Raw genomic sequence first — 18385 nt, 5'->3', positions numbered from 1 at the left:
TCCACAATGAAAACAACACACCCTGCGATTCTGCCGGTCGCACTATTTCTGGCCGGCGCGCTGGTGATTGCACTCGGCCTGGGTGCGGCAAACGACACACAACTCCTTGAGCGAACGCCAGCCCCCGCAGCAGCCAGCACAACGGCACCTGCAACCAGGGCTGCACCTGCAACAGGCGTTGCCACAGCGGTACAAGCTGCCCCAGATCATGCGTTTCTTGAAACATTTGATGGTAATCCCACCGCGCCGCAGCCCTGGAAACCCAGCACCTGGGATGTGACGGTGCACTCGCGCGATGTTGGCACGTGGGAAGTGCTCGAGCCTGTCGCGGCGATGCACGGCAGCGACTGCGGCGCGCCACCCGAAACCCACACAATCACTTCGTATGACGACGCGGTGTTCCTCTGCCGCGACCACCTGATGACCGCGATCAAGGCCGAGGGCTATGGGGTAATCTACCTGACGCCCAACCAGATGGTCGATTTTTCGCAGGGTGAAGCGGTTGTACGCTTCGATCTTTCTACGTTGCGCACCTCACAGCGCGATTGGGTTGACCTGTGGATCACACCCTACCCGGAGCAACTGCAACTGCCGCTGGAGGATTGGCTGCCCGACCTGAGTGGCGTGCCGCGCAATGCGATCCATGTGCGGATGAACACATTCAATGGCGGCACGAACTTCAATGTGTTTGTGATCAACGATTTTGTGGCGACTGAGCTGCCAGGGCAGAGCTGGGTGAGCTATGAGAGCATGCTCACACCCGATGCCAAGCGCCGCGATACGTTTGAGCTGCGAATTGCGCGCACGCATATTCAGTTCGGTATGCCAGCGTACCACTTTAGCTGGGTTGACGTCGATATGTCGGAACTCGACTGGGGTCGTGGAGTCGTGCAGTTTGGGCACCATTCCTACAACCCAAGCAAGTCGGATGGCTGTGGAGCGGTGTGCGAGCCAGATACGTGGCACTGGGACAATATTCGCATCAGCCCGGCGCTGCCATTTACCATTCTGCGCGCCGACCGGCGCAGCGCGGGGCCGGATGCGGCAGGCAGCGTACATTTCCCCGCGCCTGCGCCGCCGAACGCGCACTTGCGCTTTGCCGGCATCGGCAGCACGCTTGAAGTGAGCTTCGACGGCGGCGCGAGCTGGCAGGCTGCGCAGTTGCAGGCGCAAAAAAAGCTGAACGAAGACCACTTCAAGTCGTACTGGATGCCTGTGCCGACACGAACGAGCAGCGTGCAGTTTCGTGGCGCGGGCTGGTGGGGCGGGCCGTGGCAGGTGCGCGATATTTCGATCTGGGCGGAATAAGCGCGTAAGGCGGGCACAGGTGGCTGCGCCCGCCTGCCATACTCACGCGCCGAGCGCAAACGACTGTGCTGCCATCGTGCCAATTTCCGCGCCGATCATCAGCGACGACGTGGCACCGGGCGAAGGCGCATTGCGCACGTGAATAATCGGGCCATCCTGGTGGAACACAAAATCATCGACCATGCTGCCATCGGGGGCGAGCGCCTGAGCGCGAATGCCGGCTGGCCCCTCGACTACACCCTCGGCCGTGACTTCGGGCACGAAACGCTGCACCGCCGCCACGAAGAGTGCCTTGCTCCAGTCGCGCAGCATTTCGCTCATGCCAACCTGCCAGTAGGAGCGTGCCAGCCGCTGGAAGCCGCGATAGCGCAGGGCATCGGCCAGATCGGGCAGGTTGACATCCCAGCGCCGGTAGCCTTCGCGCCCAAAGGCCAGCACGGCATTCGGCCCTAACCACATCGAGCCATCCATTTTCAGCGTTGAGTGGACGCCGAGGAAGGGAAAGGCTGGGTCGGGCACCGGGTAAATTAGCGCGTTGATCAGGTGGCGCTGCTCGGGTTTGAGGATGTAGTAGTCGCCGCGAAACGGCACAATGCGGGGGTCGCGCGGCGCGCCACTGAGCGCGGCCACCCGGTCGGAGTAGACGCCCGCGCAGGTAATCAGGAAGCGGGTTTCGATCATGCCGGCGGGTGTTTCGAGCCAGACGCGCTCGCCAGTGCGGGCGATGCGACGCACTTCGTGGCTGGTGAGTACTTCACCACCCAGCGCGCGGATGTCGTCGGCGTAGGCGGCCGCGACAAGCCCATAGTCGACGATGGCAGTGCGCGGCGAGTAGATTGCCTGCAAGCCAACTGCGTGCGGTTCGATCTCGCGCAGCCGCTCGGGGCCGATCATTTCCAGCTGTGGGATGCCATTCGCCAACCCGCGCTGGTAGAGATCCTGAAGGCGGGCCTGCTCATCGGCGCTGGTGGCGACCACGACTTTGCCGCAGACGTTGTAGGGGATGCCGCGCTCGTCGCAGTAGCGCATCATGGCAGCGGCGCCTTGCACGCACAGGCGGGCTTTCAGCGAGCCGGGCTTGTAGTACAGGCCCGAGTGGATGACGCCGCTGTTGCGGCCAGTCTGGTGCTGGGCGATGGCCGGCTCTTTGTCGAGCACAACGACGCGCAGGTGCGGGTAGCGCCCCAGCAGCTCGCGCGCAGTGGCAAGGCCAACAATTCCCGCGCCAACGATCGCCAGATCGACGCGCCGGTCGCTTTCTGATCCGGTATAGCTCATGCTTGTTCCTTGTTATTGTTGCGAAAGCTGATACGGTTACGGTAAATTCTGTACCCGTACAATATAACGCCTTGTAGGAGTCTCGGATGCGGCTACGAATGGGTTCTTTGCTATGGCTGTTACTGGCAGGCTGTGGGTTTGTTGGCTTTGTGATGCTGGCGGGGCGCGTACACCAGCCTGGATTCACCGCGCAGGATTTCGCACTAACCCAGCAATTTCATCGCGACGAAGGTGGCGCGCTGGACACAATTCTGATCGTTCTGGGGGAGTTTGGGCGCTCAATTCTGGTGTTTATTGTGCTGGAACTGGTAGTGTGGCTGGGGCTGCGCCGGCAGTGGCGCGAGCTTGTGGCGCTGCTGGCAGTTGTGTGCGGCGCGTTTGCGTTGAATGAAGTGGTGCGTCACGCCCTGGCCGCGCCGCGCATTCCGCTCCACGCGCCGTTCGTCCCGATCCGCGACACGGGTTTCCCAAGCGGGCACGCGATGATGGCAACAGTGCTGTATGGCTTGCTGCTGTGGGCAGCATTCCCGCGCATTCCGCGCGAATTGCGGCTCGCAGCAGTGCTTGGCGTTGTGGGATTGGTGCTAGTGGTAGGCTACACGCGCATGTTCTTTGGCGACCACTACCTGAGCGATGTGCTGGGCGGCTACACGCTTGGGATGAGCTGGCTGGCCGCGTGTATTGCAATGTTGAACTGGCGCGGCAGGTAAGCTACGCGGCCATAGAAAAAGAAAGAAAAGGACGGCGGATTCAATTCATCCGTCGTCCTTTGTGGTTGGTGGCTGTGGCGTTTAGCGCGCCAGCCGCGAGCGCAGACGCGTGATCGCGCGGCGGACGGACGAAATGCGGAGCACAAGCAGCACTGCCAGGATCAGCCCGTACAGCAGCGGTTCGCGAATGTCGGATTTTACCAGCCACACAAAGTGAATGACCGCCAGCAGCGCCACAAGATAGACCAGCCGATGAAGCTGCTTCCACCGTTTCCCCAGACGCTTCTGCCAGCCTTTGGTTGATGTTAGCGCCAGCGGCACCAGCAGCAGAAACGCCGCGAAACCCACCAGCACATAACGCTTCTCGGCAATCGTCTGCTGGATCAAGCCCCAGTCGAGACCGTAATCGAGCACGGCGAAGATGAGCAGGTGCAAACAGACATAGAAGAAGGCATAGAGACCAAGCGGGCGACGCAGCGGCAGCACGGCCTTCCAGCCCAGCACAATATTGAGCGGCGTGCACAGCAGCGAAAGCCCCAGCAGAATGATCGCGGTTTTGCCGGTGCGGAAGGTTATTTCCTGAATTGGGTTGGCGGTGAGATGGTTATGGTAGCCATCCCAGAGCAGCAGCGCCAGCGGAATCAGCGCGCCAATATGCGTGGCAATGCGCAACCAGTCGGCCAGCGAAATACCGAGCGGCGCGAAGCCAGGGCGCGCCGGGCGAACGCGGGGTTTGGTTTCGGGCAGCGGCGTAGCAGACATGCCAGCTCCTGTTGTTGTGCGTTCTTCCATTTAGTAATTCACCCGCAGATCCATGCCGTCGTAGAGCTTGGCGACCTGATCGGCATAGCCGTTGAACGGCAGCGTCTTGCGGCGCGAGAGCTCGCCAATGCGGCGCTCGGTGGATTGCGACCAGCGCGGGTGCGGGACATCGGGGTTCACGTTGGCGTAGAAGCCATACTCATTCGACGCGGCGTTCATCCACAGGCTGGTGGGCTGCTCGTCGACCAGGTCGATTTTCACAATCGCCTTGATGCTCTTGAAGCCATATTTCCACGGCACCGAGAGGCGCAGTGGCGCGCCATTCTGCGGCAGGGCGGGCTTGCCATACACGCCGGTGACCATGAGAGCGAGGTCATTCATCGCTTCGTCGAGGCGCAAACCCTCGACATAGGGCCATGTGTACCAGACGCTCGACTGGCCGGGCATTTCTTCGGGGCGCATAACGCTTTGGAAGCGCACATACTTGGCCTGCGCGGTTGGCTCAACGTCTTTGAGCAGCTTGTTCAGCGCGAAACCCGTCCACGGAATGACCATCGACCAGCCTTCGACGCAGCGGTGGCGATAGATGCGCTCTTCCTGCGGGTAGCGCTTGAGCAGGTCTTCGATGGCGATTTTCTGCGGCTTGTTGACCAGGCCGCCGACCTCAAGCGTCCACGGCGTGGTCTTGAAGTTCTGGGCCAGCGCAGCCACGCCTTCTTTGTCGGTGGTGAATTCGTAGTAGTTGTTATAGCCCGTCACCGCATCGTAGGGCGTCAGGGCGTCGCCAAGCTCGTCGGTCTGGCCGTTGGTCGCGCCGGGCGCAGCAGTTGCGCCTGCGGTCGTTCCACCTGCACCGGCAGCCGACTGATCGGATGTTCCACCACAGGCTGCGAGCGCGAGCGAGCCAAGCGCCAAAGCGCCAGCGTTGCGCATGAACTGGCGGCGCGAACGAAACAGGTGCTCGGGGGTGATTTCGGATGCGAGAAGTTTATGCATGGCGTCTGTCCTTGTGTATCTCGATATGGTTGTACTATAGCCGCGAGATCTTAGTCAGAAATAACGAAAGTATTACGCCTCGCTATAGCTTTTCAGTATTTCGTCGGCCACGGCTTTCTGAATAGATGTACGCATCGGGCGGGGCGCGAAGATCTCTGATAAACAAACAGCCAGGGACGCACGGGTGGCATCGCTGGCTGCGGGTTTTCTCAGTTGTGGTGGGCAACTAGCCGCCAGTTTCGGTGGCAGCGCGGATGGTGGTGGCAGTGGCCCGCCAGTCGACGCGCGGGTGCTGCGCTTCGATCTCGGCCACTACGGCATCGACCACTTCCTGCGCAGTGCCGTCGCGCTCCTGCTCACCGCCCCAGTGGTAGGCGTTGGTGTATTCGTCCGAGCCGATCCAGCCCACCGACATGGCGGCGAGATCGACCGCTTCCTGGAAGCGCTCGGCGAGCTGGGCTTTGGCGCGGCCGCCCGCGCCTTTGGCGCGCACCTGCACGGGAATGTCGGCCCAGTACATGATCTGGTAGCTTGCCATGTGATTCACCTCTTCTTCGGATGGAACTGCAGCACTGCTCGAATATATTCGTAGCGCGATTTACCCGCCGCTAGCCACGGTTCTGCGGGCGGTGCGGCGCTCGCGGGCGGGTCGGCGCGGCGCTTCTTCCGCCACAGGCAGCGGTTCGGCCATGCGCGGCTGGAACTGCGGCTGCGCGATTTCGGCCATCAGATCGACCAGGCGCGTTTCGAGGTCGCCATAGCCGGTCGGGCGAATCTCCAGCGGTAAGTTCAGCGTCTGCGCGATCTGACTGGCCTTTGTTTCCAGCGCGGGATCGGTTTGCTGCGCCAGATAGACCAAACGGCGATAGTTGGCGAAGTAGGTGTCGCGCAGCTCGGGGAAGCGGTCGAGGCCCATGCCCTTCAGGATGGTGCCTTCAAAGCCACGCACCAGAAAGTCGGTTAGGAAAAAAGTGCCGGGCTCTTCGTCCATCATGCCGTCGAAGCGCGGGCCGGCGTACATTTCGTAGCAGTGCGGGCCGGCGATGCGCGGCACGTTGTAGCGCTCCAGCACGCTATCGAGCGCGCCGCTGGTGCCGCAGTCGCCATACACCACCACCACGCGCGCAAAGCGCGGAATGAGCTCGCGCAGCCGCCGCTCGACATCCGGGCCGATGCGCTGCGGCACCATATGATCCTGCGCGGCCACGCCGAACAGCGCGACATTCCAGCCGTGCCGCTTCACCATCGCCACGACTTCGCGGGCCAGCGCGCCGCACAGCACAAAGGCGACGGGCGTTTCTTCGGTTTGGGAAGCGATGTCTGTCATCGATGTTGCAGGTTGGCAGGTTTGAAGGTTGGCAAGTTACGGTGGAAAACCTGCAACTTGCGAACTTTCAAACCTGCTAACGATATTACGCGCTCCGGCGGGCGCGGCGATCTTCGCGGGCGCGGCGGCCAGCCTCGGGCGACTGACGCTGGGCGGGCGCGCTGGCCAGCTCTATCTCGCTCAGCTCCAGCGCGGGCTGCTCGCGCAGGGCCTGGGCAATTGCAGCAATGTGCGCAGGCGAGCTGCCGCAGCATGCGCCAATGATGGTCGCGCCAAGCGCGCGCACGCGGCGGGCGTACTCGGCCATGATTTCGGGCGTGCCGTTGTAGACTGCCCGGCCATCGACCATATCGGGCAGGCCAGCGTTGCTTTTGGCGATCAGCGGCAGGGCTGTGCCGGTCTGGCTCATGCCATAGACCACGCCTTCGATCTCGGCAGTGCCGTTGCCGCAGTTGCCGCCCAGCGCGGCCAGCTCCAGCTCGGCCAGCTCTTCAACCGCCTGCGCCGGGCTGACGCCCATCATGGTAAAGCCGCGCGTGTCGAAGGTCATGGTGGCGACGACCGGCAGGTGCGGTGCGCCCTGGCGCGCGCCGACGACGGCTGCACGCACTTCCTGCAAGTCGCTCATGGTTTCGATCCACAGCACATCAACGCCGCCAGCCGCCAGGCCCGCCGCCTGAGCCGCAAAGCCAGCCACCGCCGCGTCAAAGGTCAGCGCGCCCATGGGCTCGAACAGCTCGCCGCTCGGGCCGATCGAGCCGGCCACGACGCGATCTTCGCCCGCTTCGGAGCGCGCCAGCTCGGCGGCAGCGCGGTTCAGCTCAAACACGCGATCCTGCAAATTATGCAGCTTCAGACGAAACGCGGTGCCGCCGAAGCTATTCGTCAGAATGATTTGCGCGCCTGCGTCGAGGTAGCCACGGTGGATGGCACGCACATGCGGCTGCTTGTCGGGCAGCACATTCCACTGCTCGGGCGGGTCGCCAAACAGCAGGCCGGCATTCATCAGCATGGTGCCCATGCCGCCATCGGCCACCACCGGCTCGCCGCGGGCGATCAGTTCAAGAAAACGATTGGCCATGAACTATTCCTTGTTGCAACATGTGGCTGCATAGCGCCGCCCTCGGAAATGAAGGCGGCGTCGTGCCGTCGATATACTCATTCATTGAGTAAGTGTTCCAATATTTTAGAGGATCAGCGCGCATTCGTCCAATTGCGCGCCAAAACCGGACGCGGATGAACGCGAGCGAACGCAGAATGATAACTTCCTGCCGTTGCTCCGCGTTTTCCGTGTTCGTCTGCGTCCAATATGCTTACGTTTCCGTGTTCGTCTGTGTCCAATGCGCTTACCAGAACGGGCGGATCGCGTCGACGGCCTCGGCGGCATTGAGCGACTGGCGCTCGTACAGGCCATTGTGCGTGTGCGCGTGGCGATTCACGCCGTTCGGCAGGCGCGGCTGGGCCGGCCGAATGCTGCGGCGCGCGCGCGGGTGATTCGCAAAGCGCTCAAGCCGGAACAGCTCGATGTTATGGCGCGTGTCACCGCGCTCGGCCAGGTCGGCCATGATTTCGCCAAGCACGCTGGCAAACTTGTAGCCGTGGCCCGAGCAGGGCGAGGTGAACGACACCTGCGGGTATTGTGGGTGCACGTCGATGATGAAGTGGTGATCGGGCGTGTTGGTGAACATGCACGATTTCAGCGACATGGTCGGCCCGCTGCCGTCGGGGAAGTAGCGCTCGGCAAACTCGCGCAGCAGGTGCTCGTCTTCCAGCGTTGGCTCGCGAAACATCGTGTCGGGGTTGACCACTTCTTCGAGGTGGTGGTAGCGCCCAAACTTAAAGCCCGGCACCGACACGACTGGGAAGCCGTAGTAGCGCCCTTCGTTGACCAGCAGGTTGAAGACCGGGAAGCGCTCGGGCGCGAAATACTCGGGTTTGGAGGGCTGCAGCCAGGCCAGCACCTGCCGCTCAGGTTCGAGCAGACCGCCCAGCACATCGACCAGCTCGCCATTCCACGCGCCCGCCGTAATCACCAGACTGTCGGCCTCGTACACGTCGCGGTCGGTCGTCACGCGCACGCCGCCGCCCAGCGGCTCCCAGCCCAGCACGGTTTCGCGGCCATGCACCTCGGCCCCCAGCGCCTGCGCCGCTTCGACATACGCCACAATGCAGCGCTCGGGTGTCAGGTAGCCGCCTTCGGGCTGCAGCAGCGCCATGGTCTCGAAGGGTAGGCGATAGCCGGGGTAGCGCGCCGCCAGCTCCCTGCCGGTCAGCACTTCGTGCGGCAGATTGTGGTCGAGGCACGATTGCCACGAGCCCTTGAACACCCAGCTATCGGCCGGGCCGGCGTCGATCGAGCCGGTGATATGCAGCAGTTGCTCACCCACGCGCGACTGGATTTCGCGCCACAATTCGTAGGCGCGGCGCAGCAGCATCACGTAGGAAGGGTGCTCGTAGTAGGCCAGGCGAATGATGCGCGTGTAGCCGTGCGACGAGCCCATGTCGTGCGGGATGTCGTAGCGCTCCAGCCCGAGCACGCGCTTGCCGCGCTTGGCAAGCTCATACACCGTTGGGCTGCCCGCGCCGCCCACGCCAACGACAATCGTGTTATAGCGTTTTGCAAGCCTATTCATATGCTTCCTATTTATAACCACCAAGACACCAAGACACCAAGAAAGTGACAGTGTTCTTACAACCTTGGTGCCTTGGTGCCTTGGTGGTAAGAAATATTCAGTGTTTTTGAATGACCTGTTTTCATGCCTTTGCGCGGAGGCGGGCGCCCTGCGGGTCGAAGAATGGCGTGGGCGTCACGACTGCCGGCACCGGCTTGCCCTTCACATCGACGAGCAGACGGCTGCCGGGGTAGGAGTGCGAGGTGCGCACATACGCCAGCGCCAGGATCTTGCCGACGGTGTGGCCGCGCTCGCTGAACGTCACGTGGCCAACTTCCTCGCCCGGCAGAATGCGATCTTTCTTGGAGCCGGCCTCGGGTCCGCTGTACATCGTTTCGTCGTTCGGGTTCACCGCGCCAACGCTCCACACCGTTGCATTCACGGCGGCAGGAATATCGCCCTGCAAGGTCAACCCAACCCAGCGGCGATCCAGGCCGGTCTGCTGCAGGCGCAGCAGCGCGTCGCGGCCAATGAAATCGCGCTTGTCGAAACGAATCCAGCGGTCGAGACCCACGTGGAAGGGCGTGTAGTCTTCGTTGATGTCGTTGCCGTAGAGCGGGAATGCTTTTTCCAGTCGCAAGGTCTGCATGGCCGCCACGCCGTAAGGCTTCAGACCGAACTCGCGCCCCTGCTGAACGAGGTAATCCCACAGCGCGCCGGCTTCCTCGGCGGGCGTGTACAGCTCGTAGCCCAGCTCGCCGGTGTAGCCCGAGCGCGAAATCAGCAGTTCGGTTTCGTTGATGCGGGCGGGCGCAAAGCGGAAGAACTTCAACGCATCGATGTCGACATTCTGCGCAACGGCCTTGAGGAAATCGCGTGAGCGCGGCCCCTGCACCACCGGCAGCGCCACGGCGGGGCTGATGTCGGTGACGTAGGTGCTGGTGCCCACAGCATGGTCGGCGATCCAGCGCGCGGTTTTCTTGCGCGGCCCCGAGCTGGTGACGACCATGTAGTGCTCGTCGTTGAACTTGTAGACCGTGATGTCATCCACCACACCGCCGTCCTCGCGGCACATCGTCGAGTAGCGCGCCTGGCCAGGCAGCAGGTCTTTGATCTCGTTCACCAGGAGCTGGTTGAGCAGGCGCTCGGCGCCCGGGCCCTTGACATCGACCTCGCCCATGGTCGAGAGATCCTGCATGCCAACGTTGGTGCGCGTGTTGACATGCTCCTCGACCGGCGAGGTATAGGAAAGCGGGAACATGTAGTCGCCGCCGCCCTTCACCATCTGCGCCCCCAGGCGGATGTGATTATCGTACAGCGGTGTTCGACGTTCGGGCATGGCTTGTTCCTCTTTATCAGCGGTTCAATCTATCAACGTTTCCAGGCCCCTCCCCTGCCCCTCCCCGAGCGCGGGGAGGGGTGAGTTGGTAGTGATGGTGGTCGCCGCAATGCGGCGACCACCATCACACCTTATTTTCCCCGCTCACCCGATGGGGGAGCGGGGGCAGGGGGCGAGGGGGCTTGATCAAGATGTTCGCGCAGTGCCACTAACTGCGCCAGATGCGTGTTGTCGTGGCTCACCAGCTCCTGCACCTGATCGCGGAAACGCGTCGGGCCAATGGTTGCGTGCACCAGCGGGCGGCCCCAGTCGCGCTGCTCAAGGCTTTGCAGAAAAGCGACCGTTTCGGCGCGGCGCTGCAGGAATTCTTCCAGCAGCTCCTGGAGCGGGTGCGACAAGTCGTGCGCGGATTCGTCGGGGTGCAGGTATGGCTCGAACGGGTTGTCCTGCTCGATGATGCGGCGCAGGCGTGCGAGGTAGGGCTCCTCGATGTAGGCGAAATGCGCGATCACGTCGGCAATGCACCACTCGCCGGGCGCGGGCCGCTCGCGCGCGGCCTCGTCGCTCACGCGGCGCAGCATGCGCGCCAGATCGCGGGGCGTGGCTTCCAGCGATTCGATTAACACACTGCGTCGGCTCATGACTTCCCTTTTTCCCACTACAGCGAAAGGCCAGCCGAGCCACAGAGCGCACCGAGAGCACTGAGTTTAGTTTTACTGCTCGGTGAACTCTGTGTTCTCTGTGGCTCAATCGTTTGGCCTTCGTGCCATTGCGCGTTGTTTATCTCGCTCGGCGTTCGCGGCGGCGGCGGGCGCGGTCGCTTTCGGCGGCTTCGGCGCGGGCAGGCAGAATACCCAGCGCATCGAGATGCGGGAAAGCATCGCTCATGTGCGGCATGTGCATTGCGCCAACGAACTCGGCCTGAAACTCGGGATCGATTGCCGTCTCGATATAGTCGACCTTGCGGGCGGCACGGGCGGCCTCGGCGCGGCGCGATTTGCTGAGCAAGGCAATTCGCGCGCCGTCGCCGGCCGCATTGCCCACCGCATACACCTGCGACAGATCGCAGTCGGGGTAGAGGCCCAGCACCATGGCGCGCAGCGGGTCGATATAGCTGCCGAACGCGCCTGCCAGCACAATCTTGTCGACATGATCAACGCCGCGGCGGTGCATCAGCAGCTTACAGCCAGCATAGAGCGCGCCCTTGGCAAGCTGAATATTGCGCACATCGTCCTGCGTCACCACAATCTCGCGCCCGGTCGCAGTCTGGTCGGCAGTTGCCAGAATATACTCGCCCTTGGGGCCGTTCCAGCGGACGCGCCCAGTTGGCAGTTGGCCGTTGGCAGTCGGCAGTTCTGTGCCAGCCAAACCGTCGCCGTTTTGCTGAGTGCTGAGTGCTGAGTGCTGACTGTCGTCAAATCGCCCATCCGCGCGCAGCACGCCCGCCGTGAACATTTCGGCCACAACCTCGATGATACCCGAGCCGCAGATGCCGGTCGCGCCGATCTCGCCGGGTTCCAGCTCGTCCGACCAATCTTCGCGGCCAATGACTTTGAAGCGCGGCTCTTTCGTGGCCGGGTCGATCCGCACGCGCTCGATTGCGCCGGGCGCGGCGCGCTGACCGTGCGCGATCTGCGCGCCCTCGAAGGCCGGGCCGGTCGGGCTGCTGCAGCTCAGCAGGCGCTCGCGGTTGCCAAGCAGAATTTCCGCGTTGGTACCGACATCGATCACCAGCATGATCGAATCCTGCTGATCAGGCGCTTCGGCCACCAGCACGCCCACATTGTCCGAGCCGACATGGCCCGCTTCCAGCGCCATGAAATGCACATTCGCGCCGGGGTGCAGCTTCAGGCCCAGGTCGCGCGCCTTCATATCGATCGGCGCGTGCGTTGCCAGCGTGAAAGGCGCGCCGCCCAGGTCGGTCGGGTCGAGGCCAAGCAGGATGTGGTGCATAACAGTGTTGCCCGCCAGCACAATTTCGTGAATGTCGCGGGCGCGCAGGCCGGCGGCGTGGGCAGCCATGCCAGCCAGCTTGTTCAGCCCGGCGATGATCGCCTCGTGCATCTTTTTCAGGCCATCGGCGTGCATCATGGCGTAGCTGACGCGGCTCATCAGGTCTTCGCCATAGGTGACCTGCGGGTTCATCATCGACTCAGTCGCCAGCACCGCGCCCGTGCGCAGATCACACAGGTGCGCGGCCACGGTGGTCGAGCCAACGTCGACGGCCAGGCCATACACGCCCTCGTGGTAGCCGGGCTGCACATCAATCACCTCGGCGTCGTTCCACACCACCACAGTGATGCGATGCTTGCCCGATTTCAGCGCCGGGCCGAGCCGCCGCAATGCCTGCAGGTCGATCCGCAGATTCTGGAAGCCCCACTCGCGCGCAAGTGCCTCTTGCAGTCGTTCCCAGTCGCCTTTGCGCGCACCAAGCTCGTGCTGCTCAACCTCGACAAACACCTGCCGCACGGTTGGGTCGACCTCGATCACGCGCTCGGTGGCGGTTTTGCGAATGATCTGGCGGTGCGACTGGCTTTCCGGCGGCACGGTGACGAGCACGTCGCCGCTGATGCAGGCCGCGCACGACAGGCGCGCACCGTTCGGCATGCCGCCGTGATGCGCAAAATAGTCGGTCTCGGTGGCGTCGGCCGGCGACAGGTGCGCGGCCGAGGATTCGAGCGCGTACTTGGCGAACTCGCCGTTCTCGACCAGAATTTTGCACTTGCCGCAGGTTTGCCGCCCGCCGCAGATACTATCGACATCTACGCCAAGCTGGCGCGCCGCATCGAGCAGGGTCGTCCCTTCGGCGACGGTGCCCTGGCGGCCAGACGGCTGAAAAACAACGCGATGGTTTGTCATGAAAATAAGGTATTTTTGATCTTTTTGTGTGTGTTTTCCGTGCGTAGCACGGAAAACACACACAAAAATAAACTCAAACGAATTCTACGCGGCCCGGCGTTTGTTCATAAACGCCTTGGCCAGCTCGACAGCCACGGCCGCGTCGCGGCCATAGGCATCCGCGCCAACCGCCTTCGCGAAGGTCTCGGTTACGGGCGCGCCGCCAACCATCACGTACACCGTGTCGCGCAAGCCTTCTTCGCCCAGCGCGTCGATCACGACCTTCATATAGGGCATGGTCGTGGTGAGCAGCGCGCTCATGCCAATAATGTCGGGCTGGTGCTGCTTGATCGCTTCGAGGAACTTGTCGGCGTCGTTGTTGATGCCGAGGTTGATCACTTCAAAGCCCGCGCCTTCCATCATCATCGCCACCAGGTTCTTGCCAATGTCGTGAATGTCGCCCTTGACGGTGCCGATCACCATGGTGCCGATGCGCGCCGCGCCAGTTTCGACCAGCAGCGGGCGCAGGATTTCCATGCCCGCCTTCATGGCGTTGGCGGCCATCAGCACCTCGGGCACGAACAGCACGCCATCGCGGAAGTCGACGCCGACGATGTCCATGCCGGCCACCAGGCCCAGGCCCAGCACTTCCTGCGGCGAGAAGTTGCGCTTCAGCGCCTCGTGTGTCTGCGCGGCGACTTCTTCTTTCATGCCGTCGTACAGGTCATCCTGCATCTGCAGCCACAGATCTTCGTCGCTCAGATCTGAAAAGTCCATGTTGGTCGCTCCTTTTAGGTTGAAAAGTATTGTACGACAGGCGTGGTCGTTCCAAGCCAGCTTTAGTTCCCAGGTGTGTCGCCACCGCGGCGCGCGGCGCGGCGTGCTTCGCGGGCGGCGCGAGCCGCGTCGGCGGCGCTCGGCGCAGCTCCCGCAGCAGCGGCTGGCGCGGCGGCGGTGTCGCGGTGCGCGCCAATCCAGGCCAGGCAGTTTTCGTCGTAACCCATCATCAGGTTCGCCGCCATGATGCCCTTTTTGATCTCGCCCTCGATTGGGTTGGTGATTGCGCAGCCCATGCCCGCGCCAATCGCCATTGCCAGAAATGTGCCATTCAGCGCCGCGCGGTCGGGCAGGCCGAACGAAATATTGCTCGCGCCGCAGGTTGTGTTGCAGCCCAGCTCCTCGCGAATCATCCGCACAAGCTGGTAGAGCGTGGCCGCCGCGCCGGGCACCGCGCCCGCCGGCATGGCGAGCGGGTCGATTATAACATCCTGGCGCGGGATGCCGTACGACTCGGCGCGCTCGACAATCTTTTTCGCCACTTTGAAGCGCTCGATCGGGTCGTAGGAAATGCCAGTTTCATCATTCGCCACGCCAATCACGGCCGCGCCGCGCTCGGCCACCATCGGCAGCACCACCTCCAGGCGCTCTTCCTCGCCCGTGACGGAGTTGACCAGCGGCTTGCCCTTGACCACGCGCAGCCCTTCGCGCAGCGCCGCGACAATTGAGGAATCGATGCAGATTGGCACCTCGACCACCGACTGCACCACGCGAATCGCTTCCGCCAGCAGCGCCGGCTCGTCGGCCAGCGGCACGCCCGCGTTGACATCGAGCATATGCGCGCCAGCGGCAACCTGCGCAATCGCGTCGGCGCGCACCCGGTCGAAGTTGCCCTCGGCCATCTCTTTCGCCAGCAGCTTGCGGCCAGTCGGGTTGATGCGCTCGCCAATGATCACAAACGGCCGCCCCGGCCCGATGATCACGGTTTGCGTTGGCGATGAAACGGTCGTTTCCACGAACTCCCTCCCGATCATAGTGAAGCGCAAAAGGCGCGGCGTTTATACAGCCTCAGACAAACGGCACGTCGGTAATGGTGCGCTCGCTGGCGGGCGCGGCCGCAAGGGATGCGCTGGCGCGGCGCGGGAACAGCCCGGCGCGATGGATGATTTCGGCGACGGTTTCTTCCTGGCGGTAGGCCATCACATGCACGCCATGCACGCCTACGATCTCGCGCACCTGCTGGATGATCTCAATGCAGATCTGCTTGCCTTCTTCGGCCTGGCGGTTTTTGGGCGTCTTGTTCAGCCGGTCCATCAGCGCGTCGGGGATCCACACGCCCGGCACGCGCGTGCGCATAAACTCGGCAGCCTTGGCCGAGCGCAGCGGGCCAACGCCCACCAGAATGAAAACCTTTTCGTGCACACCCAGGTCGCGCACGCCCTGCATAAAACGCTCGAAGCGCGGCACGTCGAAGCAGTATTGGGTTTGAATGAACTGCGCGCCAGCCGCGACTTTTTTGGCCAGCCGGTGCGGTCGCCAGTCGTAGGGCGGCGCGAAGGGGTTTTCGGCCGCGCCAAGAAACATGCGCGGCGGCGTGGTGAGCTTGCGCCCGCTCAGAAACACGCCGCGGTCGCGCATGGTGCGGGCGACCTGCAAGAGCTGGATCGAGTCGAAGTCGAAGACGCGCTTGGCCTCGGGCTGGTCGCCGTTGGTCACGTCGTCGCCGGTGAGGCAGAGCACATTGCGCACGCCCAGGGCCGCCGCGCCCAGCAGATCGCCCTGAATGGCGATGCGGTTGCGGTCGCGGCAGCTTACCTGCAACACCGGCTCGTAGCCGGCGCGGGTCAGCAGCGCGCAGCAGCTCAGGCTGCTCATATGGCAGTTCGCGCCCGAGCCGTCGGTGGCATTGATCGCGTCGCAAACCTCGGCCAGCACCAGGGCATTTTTGTAGACATCAGCAGGGTCGGCGCTGTCGGGCGCGTCCAGCTCGGCGGTGACGGCGAAACGGCCCGAGCGCAGCACGCGCTCAAGCCGGCTGATTGTCGCGGGGGCAGGGCTCGTTGGCGCGGATGCTCGGGTCATGGTTCACCAGTTCACAGGTTACGGGTTGCAGGTTTACAAGTTGCACGTTGGCAGGTTGCAGGTTTGAAGGTTTACAAGTTGCACGTTGGCAGGTTACAGGTTTGAAGGTTAGCGAATTCTCAGTTCTTGGTCTGGGCGCAGAGCAATACGCCCTTCGTCAGTTCTTGGTTCCTCGCCAACCTGCAACCTTCTAACTTGCTAACTTTCTAACTCTTTCCCACCGGTTGCCAGCCCTTGGGCGTCTGCGTGTCGATGCCGTCGAGCATATTCACCCACGACGACGTGCCTTGCAGCGAGCGATTTACTGGCGGCTGCACGACATGAATTTCGTCGGCAAAGATCAGCATGCTTTGACTGCGCTGCCACGCCTGTGTCCATACGCACGGCATGTCGGGAATAACTTCGCAGTTGCCATTCGGGCGCACGCCGCCGCACGGGCCGTTGCGCAGGTTCTTTGGGCAGTTCATCGGGCAGGTCATGCCGGTGCTGTGCAGAATGCACTGGCCGCACATCTGGCAGTTGAAGGCGTAGCCCTTCACCACCTCTTCGCTGCGCACCATAAAGCGCTCGGCAAAGCGCGGCGCGACTTTCCGCACGAGCGGGTAGCTCAGCGTAATCAGCCGCTTCGAGGCGACATAGGCGACCTCAAGCAGTTTGGGGTGATTCTTCAGCCACTCGCTGCCCGGCGCGCGGCGGGCTTCTTTCATCAAGGTCTGCGACATTGTATTTACGATTTCAGATTTACGATTTCAGATTGCGGCTTGGGAAAACCCAATCGCAAATCCAAAATCGTAAATCGTAATTTAGAAATCTCGCGGTTCGATAGCGATTTCGGCCTTGCGCTGCTCGATAAAGCGGCGCAGCGCTTCGGCAGTGCCGGCATCGATCGCGGGCGCTTCGTAGCTCGCCAGCAGCTGCTTGACTTTGGCATTCGCGCGGGCGTAGGTGTCGGGAGCGCCGTTCAGCTCCCATTGCTCGGCCGAGTTGTAGTCGAACAGCTCGGCGCGGTAGAAGGCGTCGCGGAAGTGGCGCAGCGTGTGCGCGGTGCCCAGGAAGTGGCCGCCGGGCGGCACCTCGGCAAAGGCATCCATCGCAAAGGCCTCGTCGGAAAGGTCGACGCCCTTGGCCCAGATGTGCAGCATGCCCAGGATTTCGCAGTCGAGCACGAATTTCTCGTAGCCCGACACGAGGCCATTTTCCAGCCAGCCGGCCGAGTGGAGCACGAAGTTCGTGCGCGCCATCACCGTCGGGATCATTACCATAATCGACTCATAGCCGGCCTGCGCGTCGGGAACTTTGGAGGACGAGAAGGTGCCGCCGCCGCGGAAGGGCAGGCCATAGTGGCGGGCCATCTGCGCGCTGATGTAGAGTGCGGTCTGGCTTTCGGGCGTGCCAAAGGTCGGCGCGCCGCTTTGCAGGTCGATAGTCGAGAGGAAGGAGCCGTAGATCACGGGCGTGCCAGGGTTGATCATCTGGCAGAGCGCAATGCCAGCCAGCGCCTCGGCGTTGAGCTGCGCCACCGTGCCGGCCACGCTGGTCGGGCCCATTGCGCCGGCCAGAATGAATGGCGTGATGATCATGGCCTGGCGGGCGCGGGCGTACACCTTGATACAGGACAGCATGCGGTCGTCGAAGCGGCGCGGGCTGCTGACATTGATCAGCGAGAGCAGCGCGGGGTTCTGGCGAATGGTATCAGCGCCAAACACAATTTCCGCGATTGCCACGCTGTCGGCGGCGTTCTTGCCCGAGGTCACCGAGCCCATAAACGCCTTGTCGCTGTAGGTGATGTGGCTGAGCAGCATGTCGAGGTGGCGCGTCGAAACCGGCTCGTCGGTTGGTTCGACCACCGTGCCGCCGGAGTGGTGAATGTACGGGCTCATGTAGGCGAGCTTGACGAAGTTCTGGAAATCTTTCAGCGTCGCCTCGCGCCGCCCGCCATCAAGGTCTTCCACAAACGGGCAGCCATACACCGGTGCGAACACCATGTTGTTGCCGCCGATGGTGACATTGTTCTGCGGGTTGCGCGCCAGCTGCGTGAACTGGCTCGGCGCCATGCCCACATACTTGAGCAGCAGCTCCTCGTCGAAAAAGACCGTGTCGCCGCGCACATCCGCGCCGTGCGCCCGCAAAATCTCGCGCGCCTCGTCGTCGTAGAAATCGATCCCCAGCTCGCGCAAAATCCGCATCGACATCTCGTGCACGCGCTGCACACCTTCGGGGTTGAGCAGCTCATAGACGGGCAGGTTGTAGGTAATCGGCTGCATGCGCGCGGCGCTGGCGGCTGATGCCTGGCGGGCGCGCCGCTCGCGTCGGCGGTCGGTGGTCTCGGTCATGGAATTCCTCTTTAGCATCAGGT

17 protein-coding genes are annotated in these 18385 nt (G+C 62.9%); 2 read left to right on the top strand and 15 right to left on the bottom strand.

Going from position 1 to position 18385, the window contains the following annotated elements:
* The first annotated feature begins 6 nt into the window (after positions 1 to 6).
* On the top strand, positions 7 to 1308 hold the full coding sequence (locus M1P90_RS02195; protein ID WP_483701019.1) for a hypothetical protein: 1302 nt from the start codon (positions 7 to 9) through the stop codon (positions 1306 to 1308).
* A 42-nt stretch (positions 1309 to 1350) separates the two neighbouring features.
* Here M1P90_RS02195 and lhgO read toward each other — a convergent pair whose 3' ends face one another.
* Positions 1351 to 2586 carry an L-2-hydroxyglutarate oxidase gene (gene lhgO / locus M1P90_RS02190; protein WP_483701018.1) on the bottom strand — a complete coding sequence of 412 codons (1236 nt, stop codon included), beginning with the start codon at positions 2584 to 2586 and terminating at the stop codon, positions 1351 to 1353.
* Between the two features lie 98 nt (positions 2587 to 2684).
* Here lhgO and M1P90_RS02185 point away from each other — a divergent pair, with 98 nt between their 5' ends.
* Entirely contained in the window at positions 2685 to 3296 is a 612-nt protein-coding gene (locus M1P90_RS02185; protein WP_483701017.1) for a phosphatase PAP2 family protein, read from the top strand.
* 81 nt (positions 3297 to 3377) lie between these two features.
* Here the strand turns inward: M1P90_RS02185 and M1P90_RS02180 are convergent, their stop codons facing one another.
* From M1P90_RS02180 to M1P90_RS02115, 14 genes are all read right to left on the bottom strand, one after another.
* Positions 3378 to 4058, bottom strand: coding sequence for a protein-methionine-sulfoxide reductase heme-binding subunit MsrQ (locus tag M1P90_RS02180; RefSeq protein ID WP_483701016.1), 681 nt, complete (start codon positions 4056 to 4058; stop codon positions 3378 to 3380).
* A gap of 30 nt (positions 4059 to 4088) precedes the next feature.
* Positions 4089 to 5054, bottom strand: a complete 966-nt coding sequence (gene msrP / locus M1P90_RS02175) for a protein-methionine-sulfoxide reductase catalytic subunit MsrP (protein ID WP_483701015.1) — start codon at positions 5052 to 5054, stop codon at positions 4089 to 4091.
* A gap of 226 nt (positions 5055 to 5280) precedes the next feature.
* A complete protein-coding gene (locus tag M1P90_RS02170; protein ID WP_483701014.1) occupies positions 5281 to 5592 on the bottom strand; it encodes a virulence factor in 312 nt (103 codons plus the stop codon).
* A gap of 60 nt (positions 5593 to 5652) precedes the next feature.
* Positions 5653 to 6381, bottom strand: coding sequence for a DUF1638 domain-containing protein (locus M1P90_RS02165; RefSeq protein ID WP_483701013.1), 729 nt, complete (start codon positions 6379 to 6381; stop codon positions 5653 to 5655).
* Between the two features lie 85 nt (positions 6382 to 6466).
* Entirely contained in the window at positions 6467 to 7462 is a 996-nt protein-coding gene (gene bmt / locus M1P90_RS02160) for a betaine--homocysteine S-methyltransferase (protein WP_483701012.1), read from the bottom strand.
* Between the two features lie 265 nt (positions 7463 to 7727).
* Positions 7728 to 9014, bottom strand: a complete 1287-nt coding sequence (solA, locus tag M1P90_RS02155; protein WP_483701011.1) for an N-methyl-L-tryptophan oxidase — start codon at positions 9012 to 9014, stop codon at positions 7728 to 7730.
* 121 nt (positions 9015 to 9135) lie between these two features.
* Positions 9136 to 10332, bottom strand: a complete 1197-nt coding sequence (gene gcvT, locus M1P90_RS02150; protein ID WP_483701010.1) for a glycine cleavage system aminomethyltransferase GcvT — start codon at positions 10330 to 10332, stop codon at positions 9136 to 9138.
* A 131-nt stretch (positions 10333 to 10463) separates the two neighbouring features.
* Positions 10464 to 10973: a DinB family protein gene (locus M1P90_RS02145; protein ID WP_483701009.1), complete on the bottom strand. Its 510-nt coding sequence runs from the start codon at positions 10971 to 10973 to the stop codon at positions 10464 to 10466.
* Positions 10974 to 11112: 139 nt separating this feature from the next.
* Positions 11113 to 13191, bottom strand: a complete 2079-nt coding sequence (locus tag M1P90_RS02140; RefSeq protein WP_483701008.1) for an ASKHA domain-containing protein — start codon at positions 13189 to 13191, stop codon at positions 11113 to 11115.
* An 84-nt stretch (positions 13192 to 13275) separates the two neighbouring features.
* On the bottom strand, positions 13276 to 13947 hold the full coding sequence (locus M1P90_RS02135) for a corrinoid protein (RefSeq protein ID WP_483701007.1): 672 nt from the start codon (positions 13945 to 13947) through the stop codon (positions 13276 to 13278).
* Between the two features lie 62 nt (positions 13948 to 14009).
* A complete protein-coding gene (locus tag M1P90_RS02130; protein ID WP_483701006.1) occupies positions 14010 to 14963 on the bottom strand; it encodes a dihydropteroate synthase in 954 nt (317 codons plus the stop codon).
* 52 nt (positions 14964 to 15015) lie between these two features.
* Positions 15016 to 16029, bottom strand: a complete 1014-nt coding sequence (locus M1P90_RS02125) for a methylenetetrahydrofolate reductase (RefSeq protein ID WP_483701005.1) — start codon at positions 16027 to 16029, stop codon at positions 15016 to 15018.
* Between the two features lie 206 nt (positions 16030 to 16235).
* Positions 16236 to 16751 (bottom strand): methylenetetrahydrofolate reductase C-terminal domain-containing protein, encoded by a 516-nt coding sequence (locus M1P90_RS02120; protein WP_483701004.1) that lies wholly within the window; start codon positions 16749 to 16751, stop codon positions 16236 to 16238.
* Between the two features lie 81 nt (positions 16752 to 16832).
* The gene (locus M1P90_RS02115) at positions 16833 to 18362 is read right to left on the bottom strand and encodes a trimethylamine methyltransferase family protein (RefSeq protein ID WP_483701003.1); all 1530 of its coding nucleotides are present in this window, start codon (positions 18360 to 18362) and stop codon (positions 16833 to 16835) included.
* Positions 18363 to 18385: the final 23 nt, after the last annotated feature.

It is taken from the genome of Kouleothrix sp. 19917, assembly GCF_057073505.1.
This window is presented reverse-complemented; position numbering and strand designations above follow the sequence as displayed.